At 73.4% G+C, this 22,822-nt stretch carries 19 protein-coding genes; 10 read left to right on the top strand and 9 right to left on the bottom strand.

The window, feature by feature from the left end; translation table 11 throughout:
- Positions 1 to 7: 7 nt before the first annotated feature.
- The gene (locus ACFYM6_RS04455; protein ID WP_387272177.1) at positions 8 to 463 is read right to left on the bottom strand and encodes an SRPBCC family protein; all 456 of its coding nucleotides are present in this window, start codon (positions 461 to 463) and stop codon (positions 8 to 10) included.
- Positions 464 to 654: 191 nt separating this feature from the next.
- Here ACFYM6_RS04455 and ACFYM6_RS04460 point away from each other — a divergent pair, with 191 nt between their 5' ends.
- The 5 genes from ACFYM6_RS04460 to ACFYM6_RS04480 all read left to right on the top strand — a co-directional run bounded on the left by ACFYM6_RS04460 (position 655) and on the right by ACFYM6_RS04480 (position 7,614).
- Positions 655 to 2,460 (top strand): AMP-dependent synthetase/ligase, encoded by a 1,806-nt coding sequence (locus ACFYM6_RS04460; RefSeq protein WP_387272179.1) that lies wholly within the window; start codon positions 655 to 657, stop codon positions 2,458 to 2,460.
- A 14-nt stretch (positions 2,461 to 2,474) separates the two neighbouring features.
- A complete protein-coding gene (locus tag ACFYM6_RS04465) occupies positions 2,475 to 4,166 on the top strand; it encodes a GAF domain-containing sensor histidine kinase (protein ID WP_387272181.1) in 1,692 nt (563 codons plus the stop codon).
- Positions 4,167 to 4,173: 7 nt separating this feature from the next.
- Positions 4,174 to 4,842: a response regulator transcription factor gene (locus ACFYM6_RS04470; protein WP_007072219.1), complete on the top strand. Its 669-nt coding sequence runs from the start codon at positions 4,174 to 4,176 to the stop codon at positions 4,840 to 4,842.
- A gap of 206 nt (positions 4,843 to 5,048) precedes the next feature.
- Positions 5,049 to 5,861 carry an SAM-dependent methyltransferase gene (locus ACFYM6_RS04475; RefSeq protein ID WP_387272183.1) on the top strand — a complete coding sequence of 271 codons (813 nt, stop codon included), beginning with the start codon at positions 5,049 to 5,051 and terminating at the stop codon, positions 5,859 to 5,861.
- Positions 5,854 to 7,614 (top strand): putative bifunctional diguanylate cyclase/phosphodiesterase, encoded by a 1,761-nt coding sequence (locus ACFYM6_RS04480; protein ID WP_387272185.1) that lies wholly within the window; start codon positions 5,854 to 5,856, stop codon positions 7,612 to 7,614. Before ACFYM6_RS04475 ends, ACFYM6_RS04480 begins: the two co-directional genes overlap by 8 nt.
- A gap of 495 nt (positions 7,615 to 8,109) precedes the next feature.
- Here ACFYM6_RS04480 and ACFYM6_RS04485 read toward each other — a convergent pair whose 3' ends face one another.
- The 4 genes from ACFYM6_RS04485 to ACFYM6_RS04500 all read right to left on the bottom strand — a co-directional run bounded on the left by ACFYM6_RS04485 (position 8,110) and on the right by ACFYM6_RS04500 (position 12,518).
- A complete protein-coding gene (locus ACFYM6_RS04485; RefSeq protein WP_387272187.1) occupies positions 8,110 to 9,234 on the bottom strand; it encodes a glycosyltransferase family 4 protein in 1,125 nt (374 codons plus the stop codon).
- On the bottom strand, positions 9,231 to 10,490 hold the full coding sequence (locus ACFYM6_RS04490; RefSeq protein ID WP_387272189.1) for a M48 family metallopeptidase: 1,260 nt from the start codon (positions 10,488 to 10,490) through the stop codon (positions 9,231 to 9,233). The genes ACFYM6_RS04485 and ACFYM6_RS04490 overlap by 4 nt, the downstream gene beginning before the upstream one ends.
- Before the next feature lie 191 nt (positions 10,491 to 10,681).
- On the bottom strand, positions 10,682 to 10,897 hold the full coding sequence (locus tag ACFYM6_RS04495; RefSeq protein WP_387272191.1) for a hypothetical protein: 216 nt from the start codon (positions 10,895 to 10,897) through the stop codon (positions 10,682 to 10,684).
- A gap of 163 nt (positions 10,898 to 11,060) precedes the next feature.
- Positions 11,061 to 12,518 (bottom strand): NYN domain-containing protein, encoded by a 1,458-nt coding sequence (locus ACFYM6_RS04500; protein WP_387272193.1) that lies wholly within the window; start codon positions 12,516 to 12,518, stop codon positions 11,061 to 11,063.
- 126 nt (positions 12,519 to 12,644) lie between these two features.
- Here ACFYM6_RS04500 and ACFYM6_RS04505 point away from each other — a divergent pair, with 126 nt between their 5' ends.
- The 5 genes from ACFYM6_RS04505 (at position 12,645) to ACFYM6_RS04525 (ending at position 18,182) form a co-directional block, all read left to right on the top strand.
- Positions 12,645 to 14,402 (top strand): DEDD exonuclease domain-containing protein, encoded by a 1,758-nt coding sequence (locus ACFYM6_RS04505; protein WP_387272195.1) that lies wholly within the window; start codon positions 12,645 to 12,647, stop codon positions 14,400 to 14,402.
- 127 nt (positions 14,403 to 14,529) lie between these two features.
- Positions 14,530 to 16,320 (top strand): RelA/SpoT family protein, encoded by a 1,791-nt coding sequence (locus tag ACFYM6_RS04510; RefSeq protein ID WP_387272792.1) that lies wholly within the window; start codon positions 14,530 to 14,532, stop codon positions 16,318 to 16,320.
- Between the two features lie 48 nt (positions 16,321 to 16,368).
- Positions 16,369 to 16,908: an NUDIX hydrolase gene (locus tag ACFYM6_RS04515; RefSeq protein ID WP_387272197.1), complete on the top strand. Its 540-nt coding sequence runs from the start codon at positions 16,369 to 16,371 to the stop codon at positions 16,906 to 16,908.
- A 77-nt stretch (positions 16,909 to 16,985) separates the two neighbouring features.
- A complete protein-coding gene (locus tag ACFYM6_RS04520; protein WP_387272794.1) occupies positions 16,986 to 17,858 on the top strand; it encodes an NDP-sugar synthase in 873 nt (290 codons plus the stop codon).
- A 36-nt stretch (positions 17,859 to 17,894) separates the two neighbouring features.
- A complete protein-coding gene (locus ACFYM6_RS04525) occupies positions 17,895 to 18,182 on the top strand; it encodes an Lrp/AsnC family transcriptional regulator (RefSeq protein WP_387272199.1) in 288 nt (95 codons plus the stop codon).
- Positions 18,183 to 18,246: 64 nt separating this feature from the next.
- Here ACFYM6_RS04525 and ACFYM6_RS04530 read toward each other — a convergent pair whose 3' ends face one another.
- From ACFYM6_RS04530 to ACFYM6_RS04545, 4 genes are all read right to left on the bottom strand, one after another.
- Positions 18,247 to 18,948 carry a DUF4142 domain-containing protein gene (locus tag ACFYM6_RS04530; RefSeq protein ID WP_387272201.1) on the bottom strand — a complete coding sequence of 234 codons (702 nt, stop codon included), beginning with the start codon at positions 18,946 to 18,948 and terminating at the stop codon, positions 18,247 to 18,249.
- Positions 18,949 to 19,156: 208 nt separating this feature from the next.
- Entirely contained in the window at positions 19,157 to 20,782 is a 1,626-nt protein-coding gene (locus ACFYM6_RS04535) for a cytochrome b N-terminal domain-containing protein (RefSeq protein WP_073833634.1), read from the bottom strand.
- Positions 20,779 to 21,864 carry a ubiquinol-cytochrome c reductase iron-sulfur subunit gene (locus ACFYM6_RS04540; RefSeq protein WP_387272203.1) on the bottom strand — a complete coding sequence of 362 codons (1,086 nt, stop codon included), beginning with the start codon at positions 21,862 to 21,864 and terminating at the stop codon, positions 20,779 to 20,781. The genes ACFYM6_RS04535 and ACFYM6_RS04540 overlap by 4 nt, the downstream gene beginning before the upstream one ends.
- Before the next feature lie 67 nt (positions 21,865 to 21,931).
- Positions 21,932 to 22,765, bottom strand: a complete 834-nt coding sequence (locus tag ACFYM6_RS04545; RefSeq protein ID WP_387272205.1) for a c-type cytochrome — start codon at positions 22,763 to 22,765, stop codon at positions 21,932 to 21,934.
- Between the last annotated feature and the right edge of the window lie 57 nt (positions 22,766 to 22,822).

The following is a 22,822-nucleotide window of genomic DNA, read 5'->3' on the forward strand; positions in this document are numbered from 1 at the left end:
GGTCGGGTCAGTGGGCCGCACCGAGTGCTTCTACCCGGCGCTTGAGCTGCTTCAACGCCGCATCCATGATCATTTTCTCGGCCTTGCGGCGAAACATGCCGAGCATGGCCACGGAGAGCTCCACCTCGAGGGTGTAGGTGACCGTGGTGGTCCCGTCGGGATTGCCGGTGAGGTCGTACGACCCCCGCTGGGCCTTCTGCATCTTCGAGGGCGCCACCAGGTGCCACTCGATCCGGGCGAGGTCCTCGGCGTACTCGTAGGCCAGCACGTACTCGTCGGCCATGACGCCGGCGTCGATGGTGAACCGGACCTGGCTGGCGTAACCGTCCTCGTACTCCTCGATCACCTCCGCCCGCCGGATCGCCTCGGCCCACTCCGGGTAGCTGGGGAAGTCGCAGATGACCGCCGCCACCCGGTCCGGTGACGCGCCGATGATGATCGACTGGGTGGAGGAGTCCGCCATGGGGGGAGGCTACCCGGCGGCGGGCCCGGGCGCGGGGCTCCACCCCCGAGCCGCGGTCCCGGTCGGGCCGGGCCGGGTGTGTCCCGTCAGCCGGGCGGGCAACCTCCCCACCTCACCTTCGCGAACGGGCGGGTAGGTTTCGACAGAGCCGACACGGCCGGCCCGGGCCGAGTGAGCACGAGGGAGTGCCTGTGCGCGAGTTCTCCGTACCGCCGATCGTCACCGTCGGCGACGCGGCCAACCTGACCGACCCGGTCTGGGAAAACGCCGAGGTCGCCCCCGAGACGGTGCAGTTCGTCCGGCGTGGCGGCGGCGACGGCCGTGCCTGGACGGACGTGACCTGCCGGCAGTTCCGCGACGAGGTCGTGGCGGTGGCCCGGGGCCTGCTCGCCGCCGGCATCTCCCCCGGCGACCGGGTCGCGCTGATGAGCCGCACCCGCTACGAGTGGACCCTGCTCGACTACGCCATCTGGGCTGCCGGCGCGGTCACCGTGCCGATCTACGAGACGTCCAGCGCCGAGCAGGCGGCCTGGATCCTCGCCGACTCCGGCGCGGTCGCCGCGCTGGTGGAGACCGCCGCGCACGCCGGGCTGGTCGCCGAGATCCGCGACCGGCTGCCCGAGCTGCGCCAGATCTGGCAGATCGAGAGCGGCGCGGTGGACGAGCTGGTCGCCGCCGGCGCCTCCGTCGACCCGGCCGACGTCGAGGTACGCCGCTCGACCGTCAAGGCCGACGACATCGCCACCATCATCTACACCAGCGGCACCACCGGCCGCCCCAAGGGTTGCGTGCTGACCCACCGCAACATGTACGCGGACATCGCCAACGCGGTGCCGGTGCTGCCGAACCTGTTCCGTCAGGGCGCCTCCACCCTGCTCTTCCTGCCGCTCGCGCACGCCTTCGCCCGGCTCATCCAGATCGGCGTGGTGCAGGCCCGGGCCACCATGGCGCACTGCGCGGACACCACGAACCTGGTCGCCGAACTCCAGGAGGTCAAGCCGACCTTCGTGCTCTCCGTACCCCGGGTGTTCGAGAAGGTCTACAACGGCGCGCGGCAGAAGGCCGAGGCCGACGGCAAGGGGAAGATCTTCGACCGGGCCGAGAAGGTCGCGATCGCGTACAGCGAGGCGCTGGACGCCCCGGACGGGCCGGGCCTGACGCTGCGCGCCCAGCACGTGCTCTTCGACAAGCTGGTCTACGGCAAGCTGCGGGCGGCGCTGGGCGGCCGGTGCCGGGACGCCATCTCCGGCGGCGCTCCGCTCGGCACCCGGCTCGGGCACTTCTTCCGTGGCGTCGGGGTGAACGTCGCCGAGGGCTACGGCCTCACCGAGACCGCCCCCGCCGCCGCCGCGAACCTGCCCAGCGCCACCCGGATCGGCACGGTGGGCCGCCCGCTGCCCGGCGTGACGATCCGGATCGAGGACGACGGCGAGATCCTGATCTCCGGCGACCTGGTCTTCCAGGGCTACTGGCACAACGAGGCGGCCACCGCCGAGGCGCTCAGTTCGGACGGCTGGTTCCGCACCGGCGACCTGGGCCGGCTCGACGAGGACGGCTACCTGACCATCACCGGCCGCAAGAAGGAGATCATCGTGACCGCCGGCGGCAAGAACGTCGCCCCGGCGGCGCTGGAGGACCAGGTCCGGGCCCACCCGCTCGTGAGCCAGTGCGTGGTGGTCGGCGACCGGCAGCCGTTCATCGGGGCGCTGGTCACCATCGACGAGGAGGCGCTGCCGAAGTGGCTGGCCGCGCGCGGCCGGCCGGAGACGACCCGCGCCGCCGAGCTGCGCGACGACGAGGCGCTGCGGGCCGAGGTGCAGGACGCGATCGACCAGGCCAACCGGTCGGTCTCCAAGGCCGAGGCGATCAAGGTGTTCCGGATCCTGCCGCACGACTTCACCGAGGACACCGGCGAGCTGACCCCCTCGCTCAAGGTGAAGCGGCAGGTCGTGCACAAGACGTACGCGGCGGAGATCGCGGATATCTACCGGCGCTGACTACGATCCGTCACGTGCCCGCCTCGACACCCAGCCAGCCACCGACGCAACCCCTCGCCGCGTTCGCGCGGGCGGTCCTCCTCGCGTTGGTCGCCGGTCTGACCCTGTTCGCCACCCGGGACGTCACCCAGCTCTGGTGGATCGCCCTGCTGGGCCTGGCCGGGCTGCCCGCCGTGCTGGCCCCGCAGCACCGGCTGCTCGGGCCGCTCAGCCGGTTCGCCGAGGTGGTGGTCCTCGGCCTGGCCGCCAGCAAGGTCGCCGCCGACACCCACCTGGCCGGGGTGGCCGGCGGGCTGGGCGCCTCGGCGGTGCTGCCGTACCTCGCCGTGCCGGTCACCGTGACGGCGCTGCGCCGCCGGTTCCGCGAGGGCGCGGCGCTGCTCGCCGTGGCGGCCGCCACCCTGCTGGTCAGCGCGGCCTTCACCGTGGTCGGCGGCGGGCGGCAGCTCGGCCAGCTCGGCTACCTCGCGGTCTGCGCGCAGTGGCTGATCCTGGCCGCGCTCGGCCTCTACACGGCCGGCACGCTCCAGCGGGTGATGCGGGTGCGCGGCGAGGGCAAGCCCCAGCCGTACGCGGAGGCCACCCGGCTGCTGACCCAGCTGCGTACGGTCGCCCGCCAGCTGCCCGGCGCCACGCTCGACCCGGGCGGCATCTCCGAGCACCTGCTGGAGGAGCTGCGGGTGGTGGCGAAGACCGACCGGGGCGCGGTGCTGTCCGCCAGCGGCGGCGGCCGGCTCGTGGTGCTCGCCCAGATCGGCGCCGACCGGGTGGACTGGGAGACCACGCTCGACGCGGACTCGGCGATCGCCGACGCCTGGGCGAGCCAGCAGCCGCAGACCGCGGCCCGCTCGCAGGCCCGCTCGCAGCAGGCCGGCGAGGTGTCGGCCCTGATCGTGCCGCTGGTCGCCGGGGTGCGCACGGTCGGCCTGGTGGTCATCGAGGCGGACACCGCGCACGCGTACCCGCCGCCGGTGGTGTCCCGGGTGACCGCGCTGACCGGTCCGGCGGCGCTGCGGCTGGAGGCCGCGCTGCTCTTCGACGAGGTGCGGTCGCTGGCCACCAACGAGGAGCGGCAGCGGCTGGCCCGGGAGATCCACGACGGGGTCGCCCAGGAGCTGGTGATGGTCGGGTACGGCATCGACAACGCCCTGGCCACCGTGCACGACGACGCCGAGGAGACCGCCGACTCGCTGCGCACCCTGCGGCAGGAGGTCACCCGGGTGATCACCGAGCTGCGGCTGAGCCTGTTCGAGCTGCGCAGCGAGGTGGACCGGCACGGCGGCCTGGCCGCCGCGATCGCCGAGTACGCCCGGACCGTGGGCGCGTCCGGCGGGCTGCGGGTGCACCTGTCCCTGGACGAGTCCACCGCCCGGCTGCCCGCCGCGACCGAGGCCGAGTTGCTGCGCATCGCGCAGGAGGCGGTCACCAACGCGCGCAAGCACGCCGGGGCGTCGAACCTGTGGGTCACCTGCGCGGTGGACCCCCCGTACGCCCAGATTGAAGTGTCGGATGACGGTCACGGCATCGGTGACCAGCGCCCTGACGGGCACTACGGGCTTGCGATCATGGCCGAGAGGGCGGAACGTATCCGGGGCCGGCTGGAGATCAGACCGCGGCAACCAAGCGGCACGACCGTGGCGGTGGTGATCGGCTCCTCGCCCCGGCGCGATAGTGTGCGCGGCAGCGCAGCAGCAGAAGGGGAGTAACCCGAGGATGACCACTAGTCCGACACCGGCCACCCGTACCAAGGTTCTCCTTGTCGACGATCACGACCTGATCCGCAAGGGTCTGCGGCACGCCTTCGAGCGGGACCGGCAGTTCGAGGTCGTGGGCGAGGCCGCCACGGCAGCCGAAGGGGTTCGCCAGGCCGGCGCGCTCCAGCCGGACGTGGTGATCATGGACCTGCGACTCCCCGACGGCAGCGGCCTGGAGGCCACCCGCGCCCTCCGCAAGTCCAGCGCGTCGATGGGCATCGTCGTGCTGACCATGTACGCCGGCGACGACCAACTGTTCGGTGCCCTGGAGGCGGGTGCCAGCGCGTTCGTGCCGAAGACCGCCCCGGCCGACGAGGTGGTCGCCGCCGCCCGGCATGCCGCCTCCTCGCCGAGCGCCTTCACCGCCGCCGACCTGGCCGAGGCGATGAAGCGCCGACTGGCTCCCTCCGGCCCGCAGCTGTCCCCGCGGGAGGGCCAGGTGCTGCGGCTGCTGGCCGACGGCATGAGCGTGGCCGGCATCGCCAAGCAGCTGTTCGTCAGCGAGTCGACCGCCAAGACGCACATCTCGAAGCTCTACGAGAAGCTGGGCGCGGCCAACCGGGCCCAGGCGCTGATGACCGCGCTGCGGCTCGGCCTGCTGGAGGCCCCGGACGCCCCCAAGTTCTGAGGCGTCCCGACCACCTGCCGAGAGGCCCGCGTCCGTGCTCCGGACGCGGGCCTCTCGGGCATTCCCGGCAACCGACGAACGCGTACGGTGAGGGACCGACCGCGCAGCGACGGCGGTCTTTGCACCGCGACAGCGGAGGGGCAGAATACCCCGAGTGGTCCGCGCGGGGACGAGCCGCGCGTTGTTGACGCAAAAGGGGCAGGGGCATGCAGCGGCCGGACTGGGCACCCGACACGATCGACATCGAGCGCCCCAGTGTGGCCCGCATGTACGACTACTACCTCGGCGGCTCGCACAACTTCGCGGCCGACCGGGCAGCCGCCCGGGCCATGGTGGACGCGGTGCCCGAGGCCCCGCTGATGGCCCAGGCCAACCGGGCCTTCCTCCGCCGGGCGGTGCAGTTCCTGGCCGATTCCGGGATACGCCAGTTCCTCGACCTCGGTTCCGGCATCCCGACCGTGGGCAACGTGCACGAGGTCGCCCAGCGGGCCGACCCGGCGTGCCGGGTGGTCTACGTCGACGTCGACCCGGTCGCGGTGGCGCACAGCCGGGAGATCCTGGCCGGCAACGACCGGGCCACGGTGATCCAGGAGGACCTGCGCCGGCCGGCCGCGATCCTCGGCCACCCCGAGGTCAACCGGCTGCTGGACTTCTCCCAGCCGGTCGCTGTGCTGGTCGTGGCGGTGCTGCACTTCATCCCGCCGGCGGACCGGCCGGAGGAGATCCTGCGGACGCTGCGCACGGCGCTGGCGCCCGGCAGCCACCTGGTGCTGTCGCAGGCCAGCGACGACGGCCGTAGCGAGACGGGCGAGCGGGCCGAGGCCGAGCGGGTCTACCGCCGCACCGACAACCAGCTCTGGATCCGTAGCCGGGCCGAGCTGGTCACGCTCTTCGACGGATTCGATCTGGTCGACCCGGGCGTGGTCTGGGTACCGCAGTGGCGTCCGGAGTCGCCGGAGCAGGCGGAGGACGCCGAGCGATCAGTCTTCATCGGCGGCGTCGGGCGGCTCGGTGGGTGACGGAGCCACCGCCACGACCCGCTCCCGCCCCGGCACCTTCGCCCGGGCGTGGGCCAAGGCGGTCTCCGGCACCAGCTACCTCCCGATGACCCAGGCGCAGTTGGAGGCGTTGCTGCAACGGCTCGCCGAGCGGCTGGCCGTGGCGATCCGGTCCGAGCCGTTCGACCTGCGCATCGGTCAGCAGGTCGGCGCGGAGCTGGTGCAGGCGCACATCGCCTCCGCCGAGGGGCTGGGCCGCACCGTCGAGGTAATCCAGCTCCGCCTGGTACGCGACCTGGGTCTGGTCATCGACGACGTCGAGGACCGGATGGCGCGGCTGCTGGCCATGGTCGCCACCGGGTACGCCCGCGCCTTGCGCGACCGCACCCTGGACGAGCAGGAGTCGATCCGGCGGGCCGCGATGATGGCCCGCGCGGAGGCCGAGCGGGCGCTGCGGGAGAGCGAGGCGCGGTTCCGCTACCAGGCCACCCACGACCCGCTGACCGACCTGCCCAACCGGATCCTGTTCACCGAGCGGCTCACCGCCGCGATCGAGGCGCCCGGACGGGGGGCCGACCGGATCGGGGTCTGCTTCCTCGACCTGGACCGCTTCAAGGTGGTCAACGACTCGCTCGGCCATCAGGTCGGCGACGCGCTGCTGTTGTCGGTGGCGCAGCGACTGCGCCGGGCGCTCGGCGAGCATCTGGTGGCCCGGCTCGGCGGCGACGAGTTCGTCATCCTGGTCGAACGCACCGCCTGCATCGAGGACGTGGTCAAGGTGGCCGAGGCGGCCCTCGGGGCGGTGAGCGAGCCGGCCCTCGTGGAGGGGCACGAGCTGACCGTGTCGGCCAGCATCGGGATCGTGGAGCGGCAGGTCGCCGGCACCACGCCGATGGAGCTGATGCGGGAGGCGGACAGCACCCTGCACTGGGCCAAGGCGGCCGGCGGCGCCCGCTGGTCGGTCTTCGACGCCGACCGCAACCGTCGGGAGCTGGCCCGGTACGCCCTCTCGGCGGCGATCCCCACCGCCCTGGACCGGGGCGAGTTCTACCTCGACTACCAGCCGCTGACCTCGCTGTGCGACGGCCGGGTGCTCGGCATGGAGGCGCTGATCCGCTGGCGGCATCCCGAGCTGGGCGTGCTCCAGCCGGACAGCTTCATCGGGCTGGCCGAGGAGACCGGGCTGATCGTCCGGCTCGGCAGCTGGGTGCTCGCCGAGGCCTGCCGGGAGGCGGGGAGCTGGTCGGCGGGACGGCCCGATGCGCCGTTCGTCAGCGTCAACCTGGCCGTCCGTCAGCTGCACCGACCCGGCCTGGTGCAGGAGGTGGAGGGGGTGCTCCAGCGGACCGGGCTGCCCCCGGAACGACTTCAGCTGGAGGTCACCGAGAGCACCATGATGAGCACGGTGGCCGAGCCGGTCCGCGCCCTGCGGGTGCTCAAGGAGCTCGGGGTCCGGATCGCCATCGACGACTTCGGCACCGGCTACTGCAACCTGGCGTACCTGCGGGACCTGCCGGTCACCGAACTGAAGGTGGCGGGCGAGTTCGTGGCCGGGCTGCGCGCCCCGGCCGACGACCCGGGCAGCCGTACGGATGAGCGGATCCTCGCCTCGCTGGTGTCGCTCGCGCACGCCCTCGGGCTGACCGTCACCGCCGAGGGCGTGGAGACCGCCGGACAGGCGGACCGGCTGCGGGCGATCGGCTGCGACGCCGGGCAGGGCTGGCACTTCGGCCGCCCCGCCCCGGCCGGCCAGATCCTCACCCACCCGGCCTGAGCCCGCGCCCCGCGCCCCGCGCCCCGCGCCCCGCGCCCCGCGCCCCGCGCCCCGCGCCCCGCGCCCCGCGCCCCGCGCCCCGCGCCCCGACGGACGGTAACCGCGGTCCGCCTTTGGACCTGACATCACCAACGACTCACGACGACGGCGCTCCCGACACCAACCGTGGTCAGCCACCTGAGTCGTTCGTGCTATCAACTCCAAAGCGTCCGAAGGAACTGTCACCGCCGACGACGGCGAGTACACCTAGCCCCACCTACGAACTTGATGACGCAGACGATTCAGCGCCGGACGCCGGACCGAACGACCCCCCACCCCGGCCTGAGTCGTTCACGTCATCAAGTTCGTAGCGTCCGAATGAGACATGCGGCCGCCGGGCCGCGAAGGCCCGACGGGGAAGGAAGGCCCAGCCGGTGGGAAGGCCCAGCGGTGGGAAGCGCACCCGATCGGGGCACCTCCGCCCTCGGCGTACGGCGGGGCGTCGGCCTCCGCCGGTCAGCCGGCGAGGAGGGCGGTCATCCGTTCCGCCTGGGTCTCCCAGCGCCACTCCTTCTCCACCCACGCGCGGCCGGCCCCGCCGAGCTGGCGGGCCAGGTCCCGGTCCGCGAGCAGCATCGCCACCCGGTCGGCGAGCTGGGCCACGTCCCGGCCGCGGACCACGTACCCGGTCTCGCCCTCCCGGACGGCGTCCGGCGCGCCGCCGGAGTCGCCGGCCACCACCGGCAGCCCGGTCGCGCTTGCCTCCAGGTAGACGATCCCCAGCCCCTCGACGTCCAAGCCGCGGTTGCGGGTCCGGCAGGGCATGGCGTACACGTCGCCGGCGGCGTAGTGGGCGGGCAGCTCGGCCGACGGCACCGAGCCGGTGAAGACCACGTCGCGTTCCACCCCGGTCTGCCGGGCCAGCTTCTCCAGCGTGGCCCGGTAGGGCCCGCCACCCACGATCAGCAGCGCCGCGTCCGGCACCCGGCGGCGGATCTCCGGCATCGCCCGGATGAGCATGTCCTGCCCCTTGCGCGGCACCAGCCGCGAGACGCACACCACCACCGGGCGGTCGGCCAGGCCCAACCGCAGCCGCACCCGTTCCCCGTCGACGGACGGGTGGTACGTCTCCACGTCGACGCCCGGCGCGAGCCGGCGCAGCTCGGTCACCCCGTCGAGCACCCGGGCCAGCCGGACCCGGGTGTATTCCCCCAGGTAGGTGGTGACGTCCACGCCCCGCCCGATCCGGCGCAGCGCGGACCGGGCGCCGGGCAGCGCGGCCCAGCCGGCCTCGTGGCCATGGGTCAGCGCCACCGCCCGCCGGATCCCGGCCCGCCGGCGCAGTCCGGCCGCGAGCAGCCCCAGCGGGGCCGCCGCGCCGAACCACACCGTGTCGCAGTCGTACGCCCGGGCCAGCCGCGCGGCGCGGCGGGCGATCAACGGAGTGGGCAGCAGCACCTTGGTGCGTTCCCGGATCACCTCGAAGGGCTGGTCGGCGTCGAACTTGGCGGCGCCCCGCCAGCTCGACGCGTAGACCACCACGGAGCCCGGGGGCTGGCGGATGGCGAGGTTGTGCACGAAGGACTGGATGCCGCCGGGCCGCGGCGGGAAGTCGTTGGTGATCAGCAAGGTCCGGCTCATCTGCCGATCTCCCTGGCGTAGGCGCGGGCGGCGGCCATCCGCTCGACCGTGGACGGGTGGGACGCCGACCAGAGGTACTCCCAGCGGGGCGGGTCGGGGTCGGCCAGGTTCACCCCGGCCAGCCGGCGCTGCATCGCCTCGAAGGTGACCGGGTCGCCGGTCAGCGCGAGCGCGTGCGCGTCGGCCCGGGCCTCCACCCGCCGCGACACCAGCGCCTGCACCGGGGTGGCCACCAGCCCGGCCAGCGTGATCAGCGCGATCAGCAGCGGGAACGCCCGGGGTTGGGCGACCGAGTCGACCCCGGCCAGCCGCAGCAGCGGCGGCCAGGAGCCGATCAGGTAGAGGGCCACCACCGCGGCGGCGGCGCCGAGCGCCCCGATCAGGGTGCCGACCCAGACGTCCCGGTCCCGGGCGTGCCCCAGCTCGTGCGCGACCACGCTGGTCACCTCCGCCGGGGTCGCCTCGCGCAGCAGGGTGTCGTAGACCACCACCCGCCGGGTCGGCCCGAGCCCCGAGACGTACGCATTGACCGCTCGGGTCCGCCGGGAGGCGTCGGCGACCAGCACGTCGCGGACCGGCACCCCGTCCCGGGCGGCCAGGCTCATCAGCTCGGTGCGCAACGGCCCCGGCTCCATCGGGGTGAACCGGTTGAACACCGGCTCCACCAGCACCGGCAGCACGAACGACAGCAGCACCACCAGCGCGGCGGCGCCGGCCGCGCCGAACGCCCACCACCAGCGCGGGGCGAGCCGGACGACCGTGTAGAAGCCGAGCAGGGCGAGCGCGCCGATGACCGCGCTGACCGCGTACGACTTGAGCAGGTCCACCGCCCAGCCGCCCCAGCCCTGGGTGCTCAGCCCGTAGCGGGTGAGCACGGTGTGCCGCCAGGCGGCGAAGGGCAGCGTGAGCAGGTCGGCGAGGAGCATCACGGCGAGCCCGCCGAGCACCGCCTGGGCGATCCAGTGCCCGCCGAACGGCCGGCCGGCGAGCTCCACCAGGCGACCGCCGATCGGGGTGAGCCCGAGCACCAGGGCCACCACCAGGCCGACCACGAGCGCCGACCACCCGGCGGGGCGCAGCGCGCCGTGAAACGCCCGGCCCCGGGCCACCTGCTCGACCGGCAGCGACCGCAACGCGGCCAACTGGTCGGCGCGGGGCGCCGGGGGCCGGTGCCAGGGGATCAGCAGCGCCGCGGTGACGGCCAGCACGACGGCCAGCCCGGCGAGGGTGAGAAGCGCCCAGGCGCGCGGCGTCACCGCCACACCCCGCCGTCGCGCCGTACCCGGATCATGCCGCTCCTCCCGCCGTGAGCGCTCATCCTATTGCCCGGTACGGCCGCGCCGGACCCGGCTCGATGATCCACACGAGTTCGCGGAACGTGCGGCAGCGGGACGCGCCGGACCCGGCCGCACCGGGCGCCCGCCATCGGGGCGGCACGCCCTGAGGATCAGGCGATCCGGCGGCGGCCCGGCCGCCGGGTGGAGCCGGCGATCTCGGCCGAGAGCACCTCGATGTCGAAGCCGGCCCGGGCGAACACCTCGATCGCCCGGTGCTCGGCGGGACCGAGGTCGGCCGTCGGCGAGCCGGTGTCGAGCAGCGCGGTCACCAGGCAGCCGGAACAGCCGGCGCCGCGGATCCCGCAGGTGTCGCAGTCGATGAGCATCAACGCCTCCAGACGCCTCGCCGGTGACGGGCGGGAGACGGGACCGTCGCCGCCCGACCACCGTCGGTCACCACGACGCTAGGCCAGGGGTATGACAGAACCGGACAACGAGGCAGCAGCCATCCCGAATCCGATCATCAGGCACCGGGGGCGAGCCGTGGCCTCAGGAGCGGGCGAGCCGCCGCAGCAGCGAGTCGGCACCCAGCGGGTACGCGCCGTGCCGGCGTACCCCGTCGGCGACCTCGCGGTCGGAGGAGACCACCACCACCGGCCGGCCCGCCGGCTCGGCGCGGACCAGCCGGCGGATCAGCTCGTCCGCGGTCTCCCCCTTGCGGGAGAAGAGCACCCGCACCCCGCGCGGCGCCGGCGGCAGCCCGTGGATCCGCTCCGCGCCGTCGAAGACCACGGTGACCTCGTCGCCGGTCTGCGCGGCGATCCCGCCCAGCCCGCTGATCAACCGTTTGCGTTGCTGCTCCAGCGACATCTCGCCGAAGCCGCGCTTGGTGACGTTGTAGCCGTCCACCACGAGGTGCGCCTTGGGCAGGGCGAGCAGCTGGTCCAGCCGAGCCGGGTCGTCGGTGTCCCGGGCCCGGGCGGCCGCGCCGGCCGGGGTGACCGCCGCCTGGTCGGCGAAGGCGTCCGCGACGAAGTCGGCGGGCAGCCTGTCCACCGGGTCGAGGGCCAGCTCGCGCCGCAGCCCGACGGCCGCCTGCCCGATCGTCTCCAGCAGCAGCCACAGCTTCGCGTCGTCGACCGAGCGGGCCTCCTTGGCGGTGGCCCGGGCCACCCCGGCCGCGGCCTCCGCCTCGGCCAGCCGGGCGCGGGCACGGCGCAGCTCGGCGTCGGCGTCGGCCGCCGCCCGGGCCGCCCGGCCCCGCTCGGTGGCGAGCATCTCGGTGGCCTTGCGCTCCCGGGCCTGGGTCTCCCGCAGCGCGCGGGCCAGCTGGCGGGCCTCCTCGCGGAGCTGCCCCAGCTCCTCCCGGACCCGGGCGAGCTCATCGCGGAGCTTCTCCGCCTCCACCCGGGCCACGGCCCGGTCGTGCTCGGCGCGGGTGGCCCGCTGCTCGGCCTCCCGGACCAACTCGGCCACCACCGCAGTGTCCGCCTCGGCGCGCACCGCGGCACCGCTCGCCTCGATCAGCTCCCGCCACCCCCGGGGCCGGGCCAGGTAGGCCAGGGCGGCCACCTCGACCGGGTCGGCGGCGGCCGGGGCGGTCCCCTCCACCACGGCCGTGCCGAGGTCGCCGGCATCGGCCAGCACCCGTGCGGCGACCCGCTGCCGGAACAACGGGTCGGCGGTGAGCTGGGCGGCGATGGCCGGGGCACCCAGCCGGGCGCGCCGGTTGGGGGCGAACTTGGCGATCCGGCGCAGCGGGACGGGCACCTCGTCGGCGGGCAGCCCGGGCAGCACGGCGGCGGTGAGCGCCACGATCCGCTGCCGGACCGGCTCGGGCAGGCTGGGCTCCGGCTCGGGCGGGATCGCCGCACCGGCGTCGGTCCCGGCGGCGTCTGCGAGGTCCGCGGGGTCCTGGCCCGGCGCGTCCGGGTCCTCACCGGCGTCGTGCACGGCGGCCATCAGCTCCTCGGAGGAGTGGTCGTCGTACGGCTCGGTGAGGGGCATGTGGCAAGTCTCCCACCGCGGACGGGCCCACCGCCCGGTGAGTGAGCCGATCTCTCATCCTAGCCCCGTGCAACGCCTGGGACGGGAGGGACGGGAGTGTCGGACCCCGCCGCTAGCGTGCCCCGGGTGACGCGAGCGGAGTACGTCCAGGAGGCGCTGGCCGGCCTGGACCGGGCGGCGGGCTCGGGGGTCGACCCCGCGCTGCCGCTCTACGCGACCACCTTCGTGGTCGTCGACCTGGAGACCACCGGCGGCGCGCCGGACGGCGGCGGGATCACCGAGATCGGCGCGGTGAAGGTCCGTGGCGGCGAGGAGCTGGGGGTGCTCGCCACCCTGGTCAACCCGGGCGTGCCGATCCCGCCGTTCATCACCGTGCTGACCGGCATCACCCAGGCCATGCTGATCCCCGCCCCGCCGATCGAGCAGGTGCTGCCGAGCTTCCTGGAGTTCATCACCGACGCCGTGCTGGTCGCCCACAACGCTCCGTACGACGTCGGCTTCCTCAAGGCCGCCTGCACGAAGCACGGCTACCGCTGGCCCAACCCGCGGGTGCTGGACACCGCAGCGCTGGCCCGCCGGGTGCTCAGCCGCGACGAGGTGCCCAACCGCAAGCTGGGCACGCTCGCCGCGTACTTCCGCACGGCCACCCAGCCGACGCACCGGGCGCTGGACGACGCCAAGGCCACCGTCGACGTGCTGCACGGGCTGATCGGGCGGCTCGGCGGGTACCGGGTCGACACCGTCGGCGAGGCGATCGAGTTCGCCCGGGCGGTCACCCCCACCCAGCGCCGCAAGCGGCACCTCGCCGACGGGCTGCCGAAGGTGCCCGGGGTCTACATCTTCCGGGCCGCCGACGACCGGCCGCTCTACGTCGGCACCTCCGGCGACATCGCCACCCGGGTCCGCAGCTACTTCACCGCCGCGGAGAAGCGGGCCCGGATCTCCGAGATGCTGGCCGCCGCCGAGCGGGTCCAGGCCGTCGAGTGCGCCCACTCGCTCGAGGCCGAGGTCCGCGAGCTGCGGCTGATCGCCGCCCACGCGCCGCCGTACAACCGGCGCTCCAAGTACCCGGAACGCCAGGTCTGGCTGAAGCTCACCGACGAGGCGTACCCGCGGCTGTCCATCGTGCGCGATCTCGCCCCCACCGACACCGCCTACCTGGGCCCGTTCCGCTCGAAGCAGGCCGCCGAGCTGGCCGCCGCCGGCTTCCACGACGCCGTGCCGCTGCGCCAGTGCACGCACCGGCTCTCCCGGCGCACCACCATGCCGGCCTGCGCGCTGGCCGAGCTGGGCCGGTGTCCGGCGCCCTGCGAGCACCGGATCACCCCGGAGGAATACGACGACCGCGCCGCCGTCCCGTTCCGTACCGCCACCACCAACGACCCGCAGGTGGTGGTGGACGCCCTGCTCGCCCGGATCGAGGTGCTCTCCCGCGCCCAGCGCTACGAGGAGGCCGCGGTGGTGCGCGGCCGGCTGGCCGCGGTGCTGCGCGCGGCGGTGCGGATGCAGCGCCTGGCCGGGCTGACCGGCATCGCCGAGCTGGCCGCCGCCCGCCCGGCCGCCCGGGGCGGTTGGGAGCTGGCCCTGGTCCGGTACGGCCGGCTGGCCGGCGCCGGCGTCTCCCCGCCCGGTGTCCATCCGCGACCGACCATCAACGCGATCCGAGCCACCGCCGAGACCGTGCTGCCCGGCCACGGCCCGGTCCCCCGGGCCTCCGCCGAGGAGAGCGAGCGCATCCTGTCCTGGTTGGAACGGCCGGAGACCCGGCTGGTGGAAATCTCGTCCGGCTGGGCGTCCCCGATCGCGGGCGCGGGCCGGTTCCGGGACCTGCTGACCAAGGCGGAGAACGGAGCGTCCCGCCAACTCTCAACCGAACGCTCATGACCAACTGTCCGATCGGACTACGTCGACTCCCTTAGGCTGTTAGAGAAGTGCAGTCCTGCCCGTTTCGCGGGCCTGCTCCCGGTCGCCGCTCCCGACGGCCGGGGGCCGGGGTGAGGAGGTGTCCCAGGTGGACGTCGACGCCGGACACGGCGCCGCCCTGGGCGGCGCGCTTCCGACCCAGCCCGGGGAGCTGCCGCTGACCCGCCGGCTGCGCTCCCTGCTCACCTGGCCCACCACCGACCACGACCCGGTCAACGCGCTGGTCCGCGCCCATCGTGGCAGCCACGCCAACGCCGACGCCTCGGTGCTCCGGCGGGCCTACACCATCGCCGAGAACATGCACCGCGGCCAGTTCCGCAAGAGCGGGGAGCCCTACATCACCCATCCGCTGGCGGTCGCCCAGATCTGCGCGAACCTCGGCATGGACACCATCACCCTGGTCGCCGCGCTGCTGCACGACACCGTGGAGGACACCCGCTACACCCTCCAGGCGCTGCAGGAGGACTTCGGCCGCGAGGTGGCCCACCTGGTCGACGGGGTGACCAAGTTCGACAAGGCGTTCTACGGCAAGGCCGCCGAGGCGGAGACGGTCCGCAAGATGATCGTCGCGGCCGGCAAGGACGTCCGGGTGCTGATCATCAAGCTGGCCGACCGGCTGCACAACATGCGCACCCTCGGCGTACGCTCCGCCGCCTCCCGGGAACGCATCGCCCGCAAGACCCAGGAGGTGCTCGTCCCGCTCTGCGACCGGCTGGGCATCCAGACCCTCAAACGCGAGCTGGACGACGTGGTGCTGCTGCATCTCCAGCCGGAGGAGCACGCCCGGATCGCCCGGCACGTGCACGACCGGCCGGGCTGGGACGCGTACCTCGACGACGTGGTGGCGAAGACCCGGGTCGCGTTGCGCCGCAGCCGGGTCGACGCGGAGGTCTCCCCCCGCCCCCGGCACCTCTACTCGATCTGGAAGGACACCGTGGCGGGCGGCCACACCGCCCCCTACGACCTGCCCCGCATCGCCATCGTGGTGGACGGCCCGGCCACCGACTGCTATGCGGCGCTCGGCGCGGTGCACGGGCTCTGGCGGCCGGTGCCGGGTCGGTTCAAGGACTTCATCGCCTCCCCCAAGAACAACCTCTACCGCTCGCTGCACACCAGCGTCTGCGGCCCGCAGGACCGGACGGTGGAGGTGCTGATCCGCACCGAGGAGATGCACCGTTCCGCCGAGTACGGCGTGGCCGCCCACTACCGCTTCCCCCGCGCCGCCGGGCGTGCCGCCGACCGGGCGGCCGAGTTGGCCTGGCTGCGCCGGGTGCTCGACTGGGAGCAGGAGACGGTGGACCCGACGCAGTTCATGGAGTCGCTGCGCTGCGACCTGGCGGAGGCGCAGGTCCAGGTGGTCGCCGACGGGCGGCAGATCGTCCTGCCGGCCGGCGCCACCCCGGTCGACCTCGCGTACGAGCTGGGCCGGGAACGGGGCGACCACTGCCTGGCCGCGCGGATCAACGGGCGGCTGGCCCCACTCTCCTCCGAACTGGAGGAAGGCGACGTCGTGGAGATCTTCACCGAGAGCGACGCGGAGAGCGGCTTCGAGGCCGACGCGGCACCGCGCGGACCGCGCCGGGAGTGGCTGCGTTTCGTCAAGTCGCCGCACGCGCAGATGCAGATCAACCGCTGGTTCGCCGAGCACACCGAGCCGGGCATCTCGATCGCCGACAAGGTACGCCTCGGCCGGGCCAGCATCGGCCTGGCGCTGCGCAAGCACAACCGGGGCCTGGCCAGCGACCTGCCGCTGCTGCGGCTCTCCGAGGAGCTGGGCTACCCCGACCTGGAGACCCTGCTGGTGGCGGTCTTCGACCGGGCCGTCGAGCCGGACACGGTGGTCCAGCAGCTGATCGATCTCGTCGACCATCGGCAGTAGGTGAACGCCGCTCATCCGGCGGGGCCGTCCGGCCACTAGCCTGAAGGCATGATCCCCCGCGCGCGTGCCACCGGACGGGCCATCGGCTACCAGATCTTCTATCGGCTCCCCGTCCCGCTGCGGCGTCGCCTGGTGCGGCTCGCCGTGCCGAAGTACGTCGTCGGCGCGGTCACCCTGGTCCGGGACGCCGAGGCCGAGGGCGCGGGGCGGATCCTGCTGCTGCGCCAACCGCCCGGCTACAGCTGGACCCTCCCCGCCGGCCTGCTGCAACGTGGCGAGGCGCCGGTGGTCGGCGCGGCCCGTGAGCTGTACGAGGAGTCGGGCGTCCGGCTCTCCCCCGACCGGCTCCGCCCGGCCGTGCCCAACGCCGTGGTGCACGCCAAGGGCTGGGTGGACGTGGTCTTCGAGGCCGAGGTGCCGGCCTCGACCACGGCACTGACGGTGGACGGGGCCGAGGTCTTCGAGGCGGCCTGGCATCCGCTGGACGACCTGCCGCGGTTGAGCCGCGCGACCGCCAACCTGCTCGCCCACTACGGCATCGGCCCGCGCGCCGGCGAGGCCCCGCCGGCGGCGCCACCGGCCCCGTGACCGGCCTCGGCCCGCGTCCCGGCCCCGCCGGCACCGGGCGTCCCACCGGTCCGACCGACGCCGGCTGGCGGGCGGCGGTGGACGTCTGCGCCGTGGTGCTCGCCGCGGGCGAGGGCACCCGGCTGCGCCCGCTCACCGGGCGGCTGCCCAAGGCGCTCTGCCCGGTCGGCAACGTAGCGCTGCTGGACCGGGCCCTCGATCGGCTGGCCGGACTCGGCCTGGCCGGTCCGCGGCGCGTCGCGGTGAACGCGTGCTACCTGGGCGACCAGGTGGTCGCGCACACGGGCGGACGGGCCCACCTGTCGGTCGAGCCGGGCGACCCGCTCGGCACCGCGGGTGGGCTGGGCAACCTGCGGGACTGGATCGCCGGCCGGGGCGTGCTGGTCGGCAACGCCGACGCGTACCTGGCTGATCCGGACGCCCCACCGGGGCCGGACGTGGCGGCGCTGCTGGACGGCTGGGACGGGCGGAGCGTACGCCTGCTCGGCCAGCCCGCCGCCGACCCGGCGGCCCCCGGCACCTTCAGCGGCCACGTGTTCGTCGGGTTCTCGCTGCTGCCCTGGCGGCTGGTCCGCGACCTGCCGGCGACCTTCGGAGACCTGGTCCGGTCGGTGTGGCGGCCGGCGGAGGCGGCCGGTGCGCTGACCGTGGTGCCTTACCGGGGCACCTTCTACGACACCGGCACCCCCGCCGACTACCTGGCGGCGAACCTGCACGCGGCCGGCGCGGGCAGCCTGGTCGATCCGACCGCCACGGTCACCGGGCCGTTGGCGCGGTCAGTGGTCGGCGCGGGTGCGGTGGTCCGGGGCGCGGCCACCCGGGTGGTGGTCTGGCCCGGGGCGACGGTCGGCCCGGAGGAGCGCCTCACCGACGCGATCCGGGCCGGCACCGACCTGACCGTCCCGGCCGGATCCCCGAGCCGGGAACGGCCTGACCGGGCGAGCCTTTAGCATGGGCCACGACGTCGACGAACGGAGAAATGTCCCGTGATCACCGCGATCGTGCTGATCGACTGCGCCACCGACTCCATCCCCGAGGTGGCCGAGACCCTGGCCAACCTCCCCGGCGTCAGCGAGGTCTACTCGGTGGCCGGCCACGTCGACCTGATCGCCATGGTCCGGGTCCGCGAGTTCGAGCAGATCGCCCAGGTCATCGCGGGCAGCATCTCCAAGGTCCCCGGCGTGATCAGCACCGAGTCGCACATCGCGTTCCGGGCCTACTCGCAGCACGACCTGGAGGAGGCGTTCGCGATCGGGCTGGCCGGCGCGGACTAGCCCGACACGCCGGATGGCCGGCCCACCCCGGAGGGGCGGACCGGCCACCGTCGGCCGTACGGCGTCAGCTGGTGCTCGGCGCCGGGGTCTCCGTGGTACCCGGGGCCGGGGTCTCGGTGCTGGTGCCGCCCGGAGCCGGGGACTCGGTACCGCCCGGAGCCGGCGACTCGGTGCCACCCGGACCCGTGGTGGCGCTGCCGCCCGGGCTGGGCGTGCCGCTGCTGGCGCTGGTCTGCGGCACCGGGACGCCCAGGGTCTGGGCCAGGGCCGTCAGCGCGTCGAGGTGCGCCTGGAGCACCGGCAGCGCGTCCTGGGCCACGGTGATCACCGACTGCTCGGAGCCCTGCGAGATCTCGGTCTGGGTCGCCTGGATGGCCTGGACGTGGCCGGCCAGCTCAGCGGTCACCCACGCCTTGTCGAACGCGGCCCCGCTGAGGGTGTTCAGGTGGTCGAGGACCTTCTGCTGGTCGGCGGTCGGGTTGTTCGGCAGCTGGACGTTCAGCTGCTGCGCGGTGGACTTCACCGTCTGGTCCAGCTGGGTGTGGTCCGTCACGAACTGCTTGCCCAGGTCCTTCACCTGCGCGTTCTGGCCCTTCTGCTGGGCCAGGTTGCCCGACGTGATCTCGAACAGGTTGACCTGGTGCAGCGCCTGCAGGTACTGGGTGTCCTGCGTCGACGGCTGTGCCGCGGCCTGCGCCGCCGCGGCGGGCGCCACCCCGACCACCACCATGGCGGCGAGCAGTCCGAGGCGTTTGATACCCAACATGTTTCCCCCCCTTTTTCGTTGGACCGCACGGATACCCGGCTGACCGGGGTTATTCCTGCGATTCCACCCGTCCGTGTCGGGGGGTGGCGGGCCGCCGGAGCGGGAGCGTCCGGCCCGCGGCGGGCGGGACGGGACACCCGGCCCGGAAACGGCCGTGGCGCCCGCCGGGGACTCCGGCGGGCGCCACGGTCAGTCGTGCGCGAGCGGGTCAGCGGCGGCTCTCGCCGCTGGTGATCTCCTCCCGCTCCGGTCGGGTCTCGACCGGCGGGTGCCCAGGCGACACCGGCGCCTCGGCCGGCTTCTCGATCGGGTAGAAGAAGCCCCGGATCGCCGGGCCCAGGGCACCGAGCCGGTTCATCTTCTTCGGGACCACCCAGCCGACGTAGTCCAGCGCGCCGTGCCCGTCGTGGTCGGCCTCGCTGAGCGGCTGGTGGACCTCGACGAACCGGCCGTCGGGCAGCCGCTTGATGATGCCGGTCTCCACACCGTGGGCCAGCACCTCCCGGTCGTGCTGCTGAAGACCCAGGCAGATCCGGTAGGTGAAGTAGTACGCCAGCGGCGGGAGGATCAGCAGGCCGATCCGGCCCGCCCAGGTCATCGCGTTCAGGCTGATGTGGAACTTGTCGGCGATGACGTCGTTGCCGCCGGAGAGGGTGAGCACGATGAAGAAGGCCACGGCCATCGCGCCCGCCGCGGTCCGGGCCGGCACGTCCCGGGGCCGCTGGAGCAGGTTGTGGTGGCGGTAGTCCTTGAGGCGGCGGGCCTCCAGGAACGGGTACAACAGCGACAGGCCGACCAGGATGCCGGGCAGGACGACCGTCGGCCAGAACAGCGGCGGGATGACGTAGCCGTCGCCGATCGGGATGTTGATCTCCCAGGCCGGCATCAGTCGGGTCGAGCCGTCGAGGAACATGACGTACCAGTCGGGCTGGCTGGCCGCCGACACCACCCACGCCTCGTACGGGCCGAAGTACCAGATCGGGTTGATCTGGAACAGGCCACCCATCAGCGCGATCACGCCGAAGACGACCATGAAGAAGCCGCCCTGCTTGAGCGCGTAGCGGGGGAACATCCGCTCGCCGACCACGTTCTCGTTGGTCCGGCCGGGGCCGGGCCACTGGGTGTGCTTCTGCTTGAAGACCAGGCCCAGGTGGACGCTGATCAGGGCGACCAGCAGACCCGGGATGAGCAGCACGTGGGCGATGAAGAACCGGCTGATGATGATGGTGCCGGGGAACTCCCCGCCGAAGATGGACGAGGTGACCCAGGAGCCGATCACCGGGATCGACAGCATGATGCCGGAGGCGATCCGCAGACCGGTGCCGGAGAGGCCGTCGTCCGGCAGCGAGTAGCCGGTGAAGCCGGCCAGGAAGCCGACCCAGAACAGCAGCGAGCCGATGATCCAGTTCGTCTCACGCGGCTTGCGGAACGCGCCGGTGAAGAAGACCCGGAGCATGTGCACCACGATCGAGGCCATGAACAGCAGGGCCGCCCAGTGGTGCATCTGCCGCATGATCAGGCCGCCCCTGACGTCGAACGACAGGTTCAGGCTGGAGGCGTAGGCGGCCGACATCGGGGTGCCCCGCAGCGGGGCGTAGCTGCCGTTGTAGATGACCTCGGTCATCGCCGGCTCGAAGAAGAAGGTCAGGAAGACGCCGGTCAGGATCAGGACGATGAACGAGAAGAGCGCAATCTCGCCCAGCAGGAACGACCAGTGGTCCGGGAAGACCTTGTTCAGCAGCTTCCGCAGCGGGGTGGCCGCCTGGAAGCGGTCGTCCAGCGCGCCCGCGCTCCTGGCCGGCACCGCGGCTACGTCAAACTTTCGGCGCTTCATGGCCGCTCCCAGAAGTCGGGACCGATGGTCTCGGTGTAGTCGGACCTCGCCACGAAGAAGCCCTCCTCGTCCACCTCGATCGGCAGCTGCGGCAGCCGCCGGCTCGCCGGGCCGAAGACCGGCTTGGCGTTGTCGGTGATGAGGAACTGCGACTGGTGGCACGGGCAGAGCAGCCGGTTGGTCTGCTGCTCGTAGAGGCTGGCCGGGCAACCGGCGTGCGTGCAGATCTTGGAGTATGCCGCGAAGTTGCCCCACATGTAGTCGCCGTGGCCGATCCGGGCGTTGGCTTCGCGCGACTTCTGCGCGTCCTCCTCGCGCAGGTGGATCAGCAGGGTCGGCGAGTCGGCGTGCTTGTTGCTCACGCCGCCGTCGATGCCCGGGAAGACGGTGAGCTGGCCGCCGACGCTGACGTCCGCCGGGCGGAGTGGCCGGCCGTCCTCGCGGACCAGCCGGATCTTCTTCCCGTTCTCCGGCTTGAAGCCGGTGGTGAACATCTGGTTGTTCTTGTGCGGGTCGGAGATCAGGCCACCGACCAGCGGCGCCGCGACGACCGCGCCGACCGGCACCAGGCCGGCGAGCAGCGAGACGCCGAGCAGCGGCCGACGCCGGACGCCCATCTCGTCGGCCAGGAAGAGCATGGTCTCGCCGGTGATCTTGCGATCGTCCGGGGAACTCGGCTGGTCGTGCCGGTCCTGGATCGACACCTCCTTGGGCAGCAGCTTCTTGCCCCAGGTGAGGATGCCGAAGCCGATGCCGAGGAGCGCGATGCCGAGGCTCAGGCCGAGCAGCGGGGTGAAGTACTTGTCGCCGCCGCGGCCCGGCGCCCACTCCCAGGGCCACCAGATGTAGATGATCAGGAACGCGGTCGCGGCCGCGCCGGTCAGCAGGAACATCAGGGCGACCGTGCGGGTCAGCCGGCGCTCCGCCTTGCTGCCCGGGACCACCTGCGGCTCGTAGTGGACGATCTCGATGTCGTCCCGCCGCGCGCCCTCCTGGACCACGTCGAACCGGGAGAGCCGGGGGTCGTGCACGTCGAGCGGTTCCCGGCCCGCCGGGGCCTGGTGCTCGGTGTGGGTGCTCATGCCGTCACCTCGCTACGGGTGGCGCCGGGGGTCGACGCCACAGCACTGAAACGAATGATCCGCTCGGTCACGACTTGCCCGCAATCCACAGGCTCGCGAAGACCAGCGCGACGATGCCGACCAGGAAGGCCGCCAGACCCTCGGTCGACGGGCCGTACCGGCCCAGGTTGAAACCGCCCTGGTCCTGGGTGCCCTTCAGGTTCTCCTGGATGTAGGCGATGATGTCCGCCTTCTCCTGCGGAGAGATCTGGTTGTCGCCGAACACCGGCATGTTCTGCGGGCCGCTCAGCATGGCGGCGTAGATCTGCCGGTCGGTGGCCGGGTACAGGCTCGGCGCGTACTTGCCCGAGGAGAGGGCACCGCCGCCGGCGCTGAACGCGTGGCACTGCGAGCAGTTGATCCGGAACAGCTCACCACCGGTGGCGAGGTCGGCACCCTCGCGCAGGTTGCCGTGGGGGACCTCCGGCCCGCCGCCGAGCTCCTGGATGTACTGGCTGAGCTGGCGCACCTGCTCGTCAGTGAACTGGGGCTTCTTGCGGGGGGCCTGGGCCTCCTGCCGGGCCATCGGCATCCGACCGCTGCTGACCTGGAACTCCACCGAGGCCGACCCGACGCCGATCAGGCTCGGACCGCGTCCCGCGACGCCCTGGGCGTTGCGACCGTGACAGGTCACACAGCTCACGTCGAACAGCGCCTTGCCCTCGTTGGCGGCGGCGCTCAGGGGCGGGTTTTCCTGCGCCTGCACGCCCGGGGCGAAGAGGGTGTAGGCACCGCCGGCCAGCATCAGCGCGGCGGCCAGCCGGACCGCGGCACCCAGCCGGCGGCGGCCCCTGCTGCGCGCTACGGGCCGCCCGCGCAGCCGCGCGAGCAGACCGCGTCGGCGGTCGTTGTCAGAAGTCATGACCTGTGTCCTTAACCGGTTGGACCTTGTCTCAGGGGACGAAGCAGCGGCGCGATA

This window comes from Micromonospora sp. NPDC006431, from assembly GCF_042870725.1.
Lineage (GTDB): Bacteria > Actinomycetota > Actinomycetes > Mycobacteriales > Micromonosporaceae > Micromonospora.

Excerpts from the sequence above, each read along its gene's own strand:
- ACFYM6_RS04455 (WP_387272177.1), bottom strand. The coding sequence starts at position 463 with ATGGCGGACTCCTCCACCCAGTCGATCATCATCGGCGCGTCACCGGAC.
- ACFYM6_RS04470 (WP_007072219.1), top strand. The coding sequence starts at position 4,174 with ATGACCACTAGTCCGACACCGGCCACCCGTACCAAGGTTCTCCTTGTC.
- ACFYM6_RS04475 (WP_387272183.1), top strand. The coding sequence starts at position 5,049 with ATGCAGCGGCCGGACTGGGCACCCGACACGATCGACATCGAGCGCCCC.
- ACFYM6_RS04485 (WP_387272187.1), bottom strand. The coding sequence starts at position 9,234 with ATGAGCCGGACCTTGCTGATCACCAACGACTTCCCGCCGCGGCCCGGC.
- ACFYM6_RS04495 (WP_387272191.1), bottom strand. The coding sequence starts at position 10,897 with ATGCTCATCGACTGCGACACCTGCGGGATCCGCGGCGCCGGCTGTTCC.
- ACFYM6_RS04500 (WP_387272193.1), bottom strand. The coding sequence starts at position 12,518 with ATGCCCCTCACCGAGCCGTACGACGACCACTCCTCCGAGGAGCTGATG.
- ACFYM6_RS04515 (WP_387272197.1), top strand. The coding sequence starts at position 16,369 with ATGATCCCCCGCGCGCGTGCCACCGGACGGGCCATCGGCTACCAGATC.
- ACFYM6_RS04530 (WP_387272201.1), bottom strand. The coding sequence starts at position 18,948 with ATGTTGGGTATCAAACGCCTCGGACTGCTCGCCGCCATGGTGGTGGTC.
- ACFYM6_RS04535 (WP_073833634.1), bottom strand. The coding sequence starts at position 20,782 with ATGAAGCGCCGAAAGTTTGACGTAGCCGCGGTGCCGGCCAGGAGCGCG.
- ACFYM6_RS04540 (WP_387272203.1), bottom strand. The coding sequence starts at position 21,864 with ATGAGCACCCACACCGAGCACCAGGCCCCGGCGGGCCGGGAACCGCTC.
- ACFYM6_RS04545 (WP_387272205.1), bottom strand. The coding sequence starts at position 22,765 with ATGACTTCTGACAACGACCGCCGACGCGGTCTGCTCGCGCGGCTGCGC.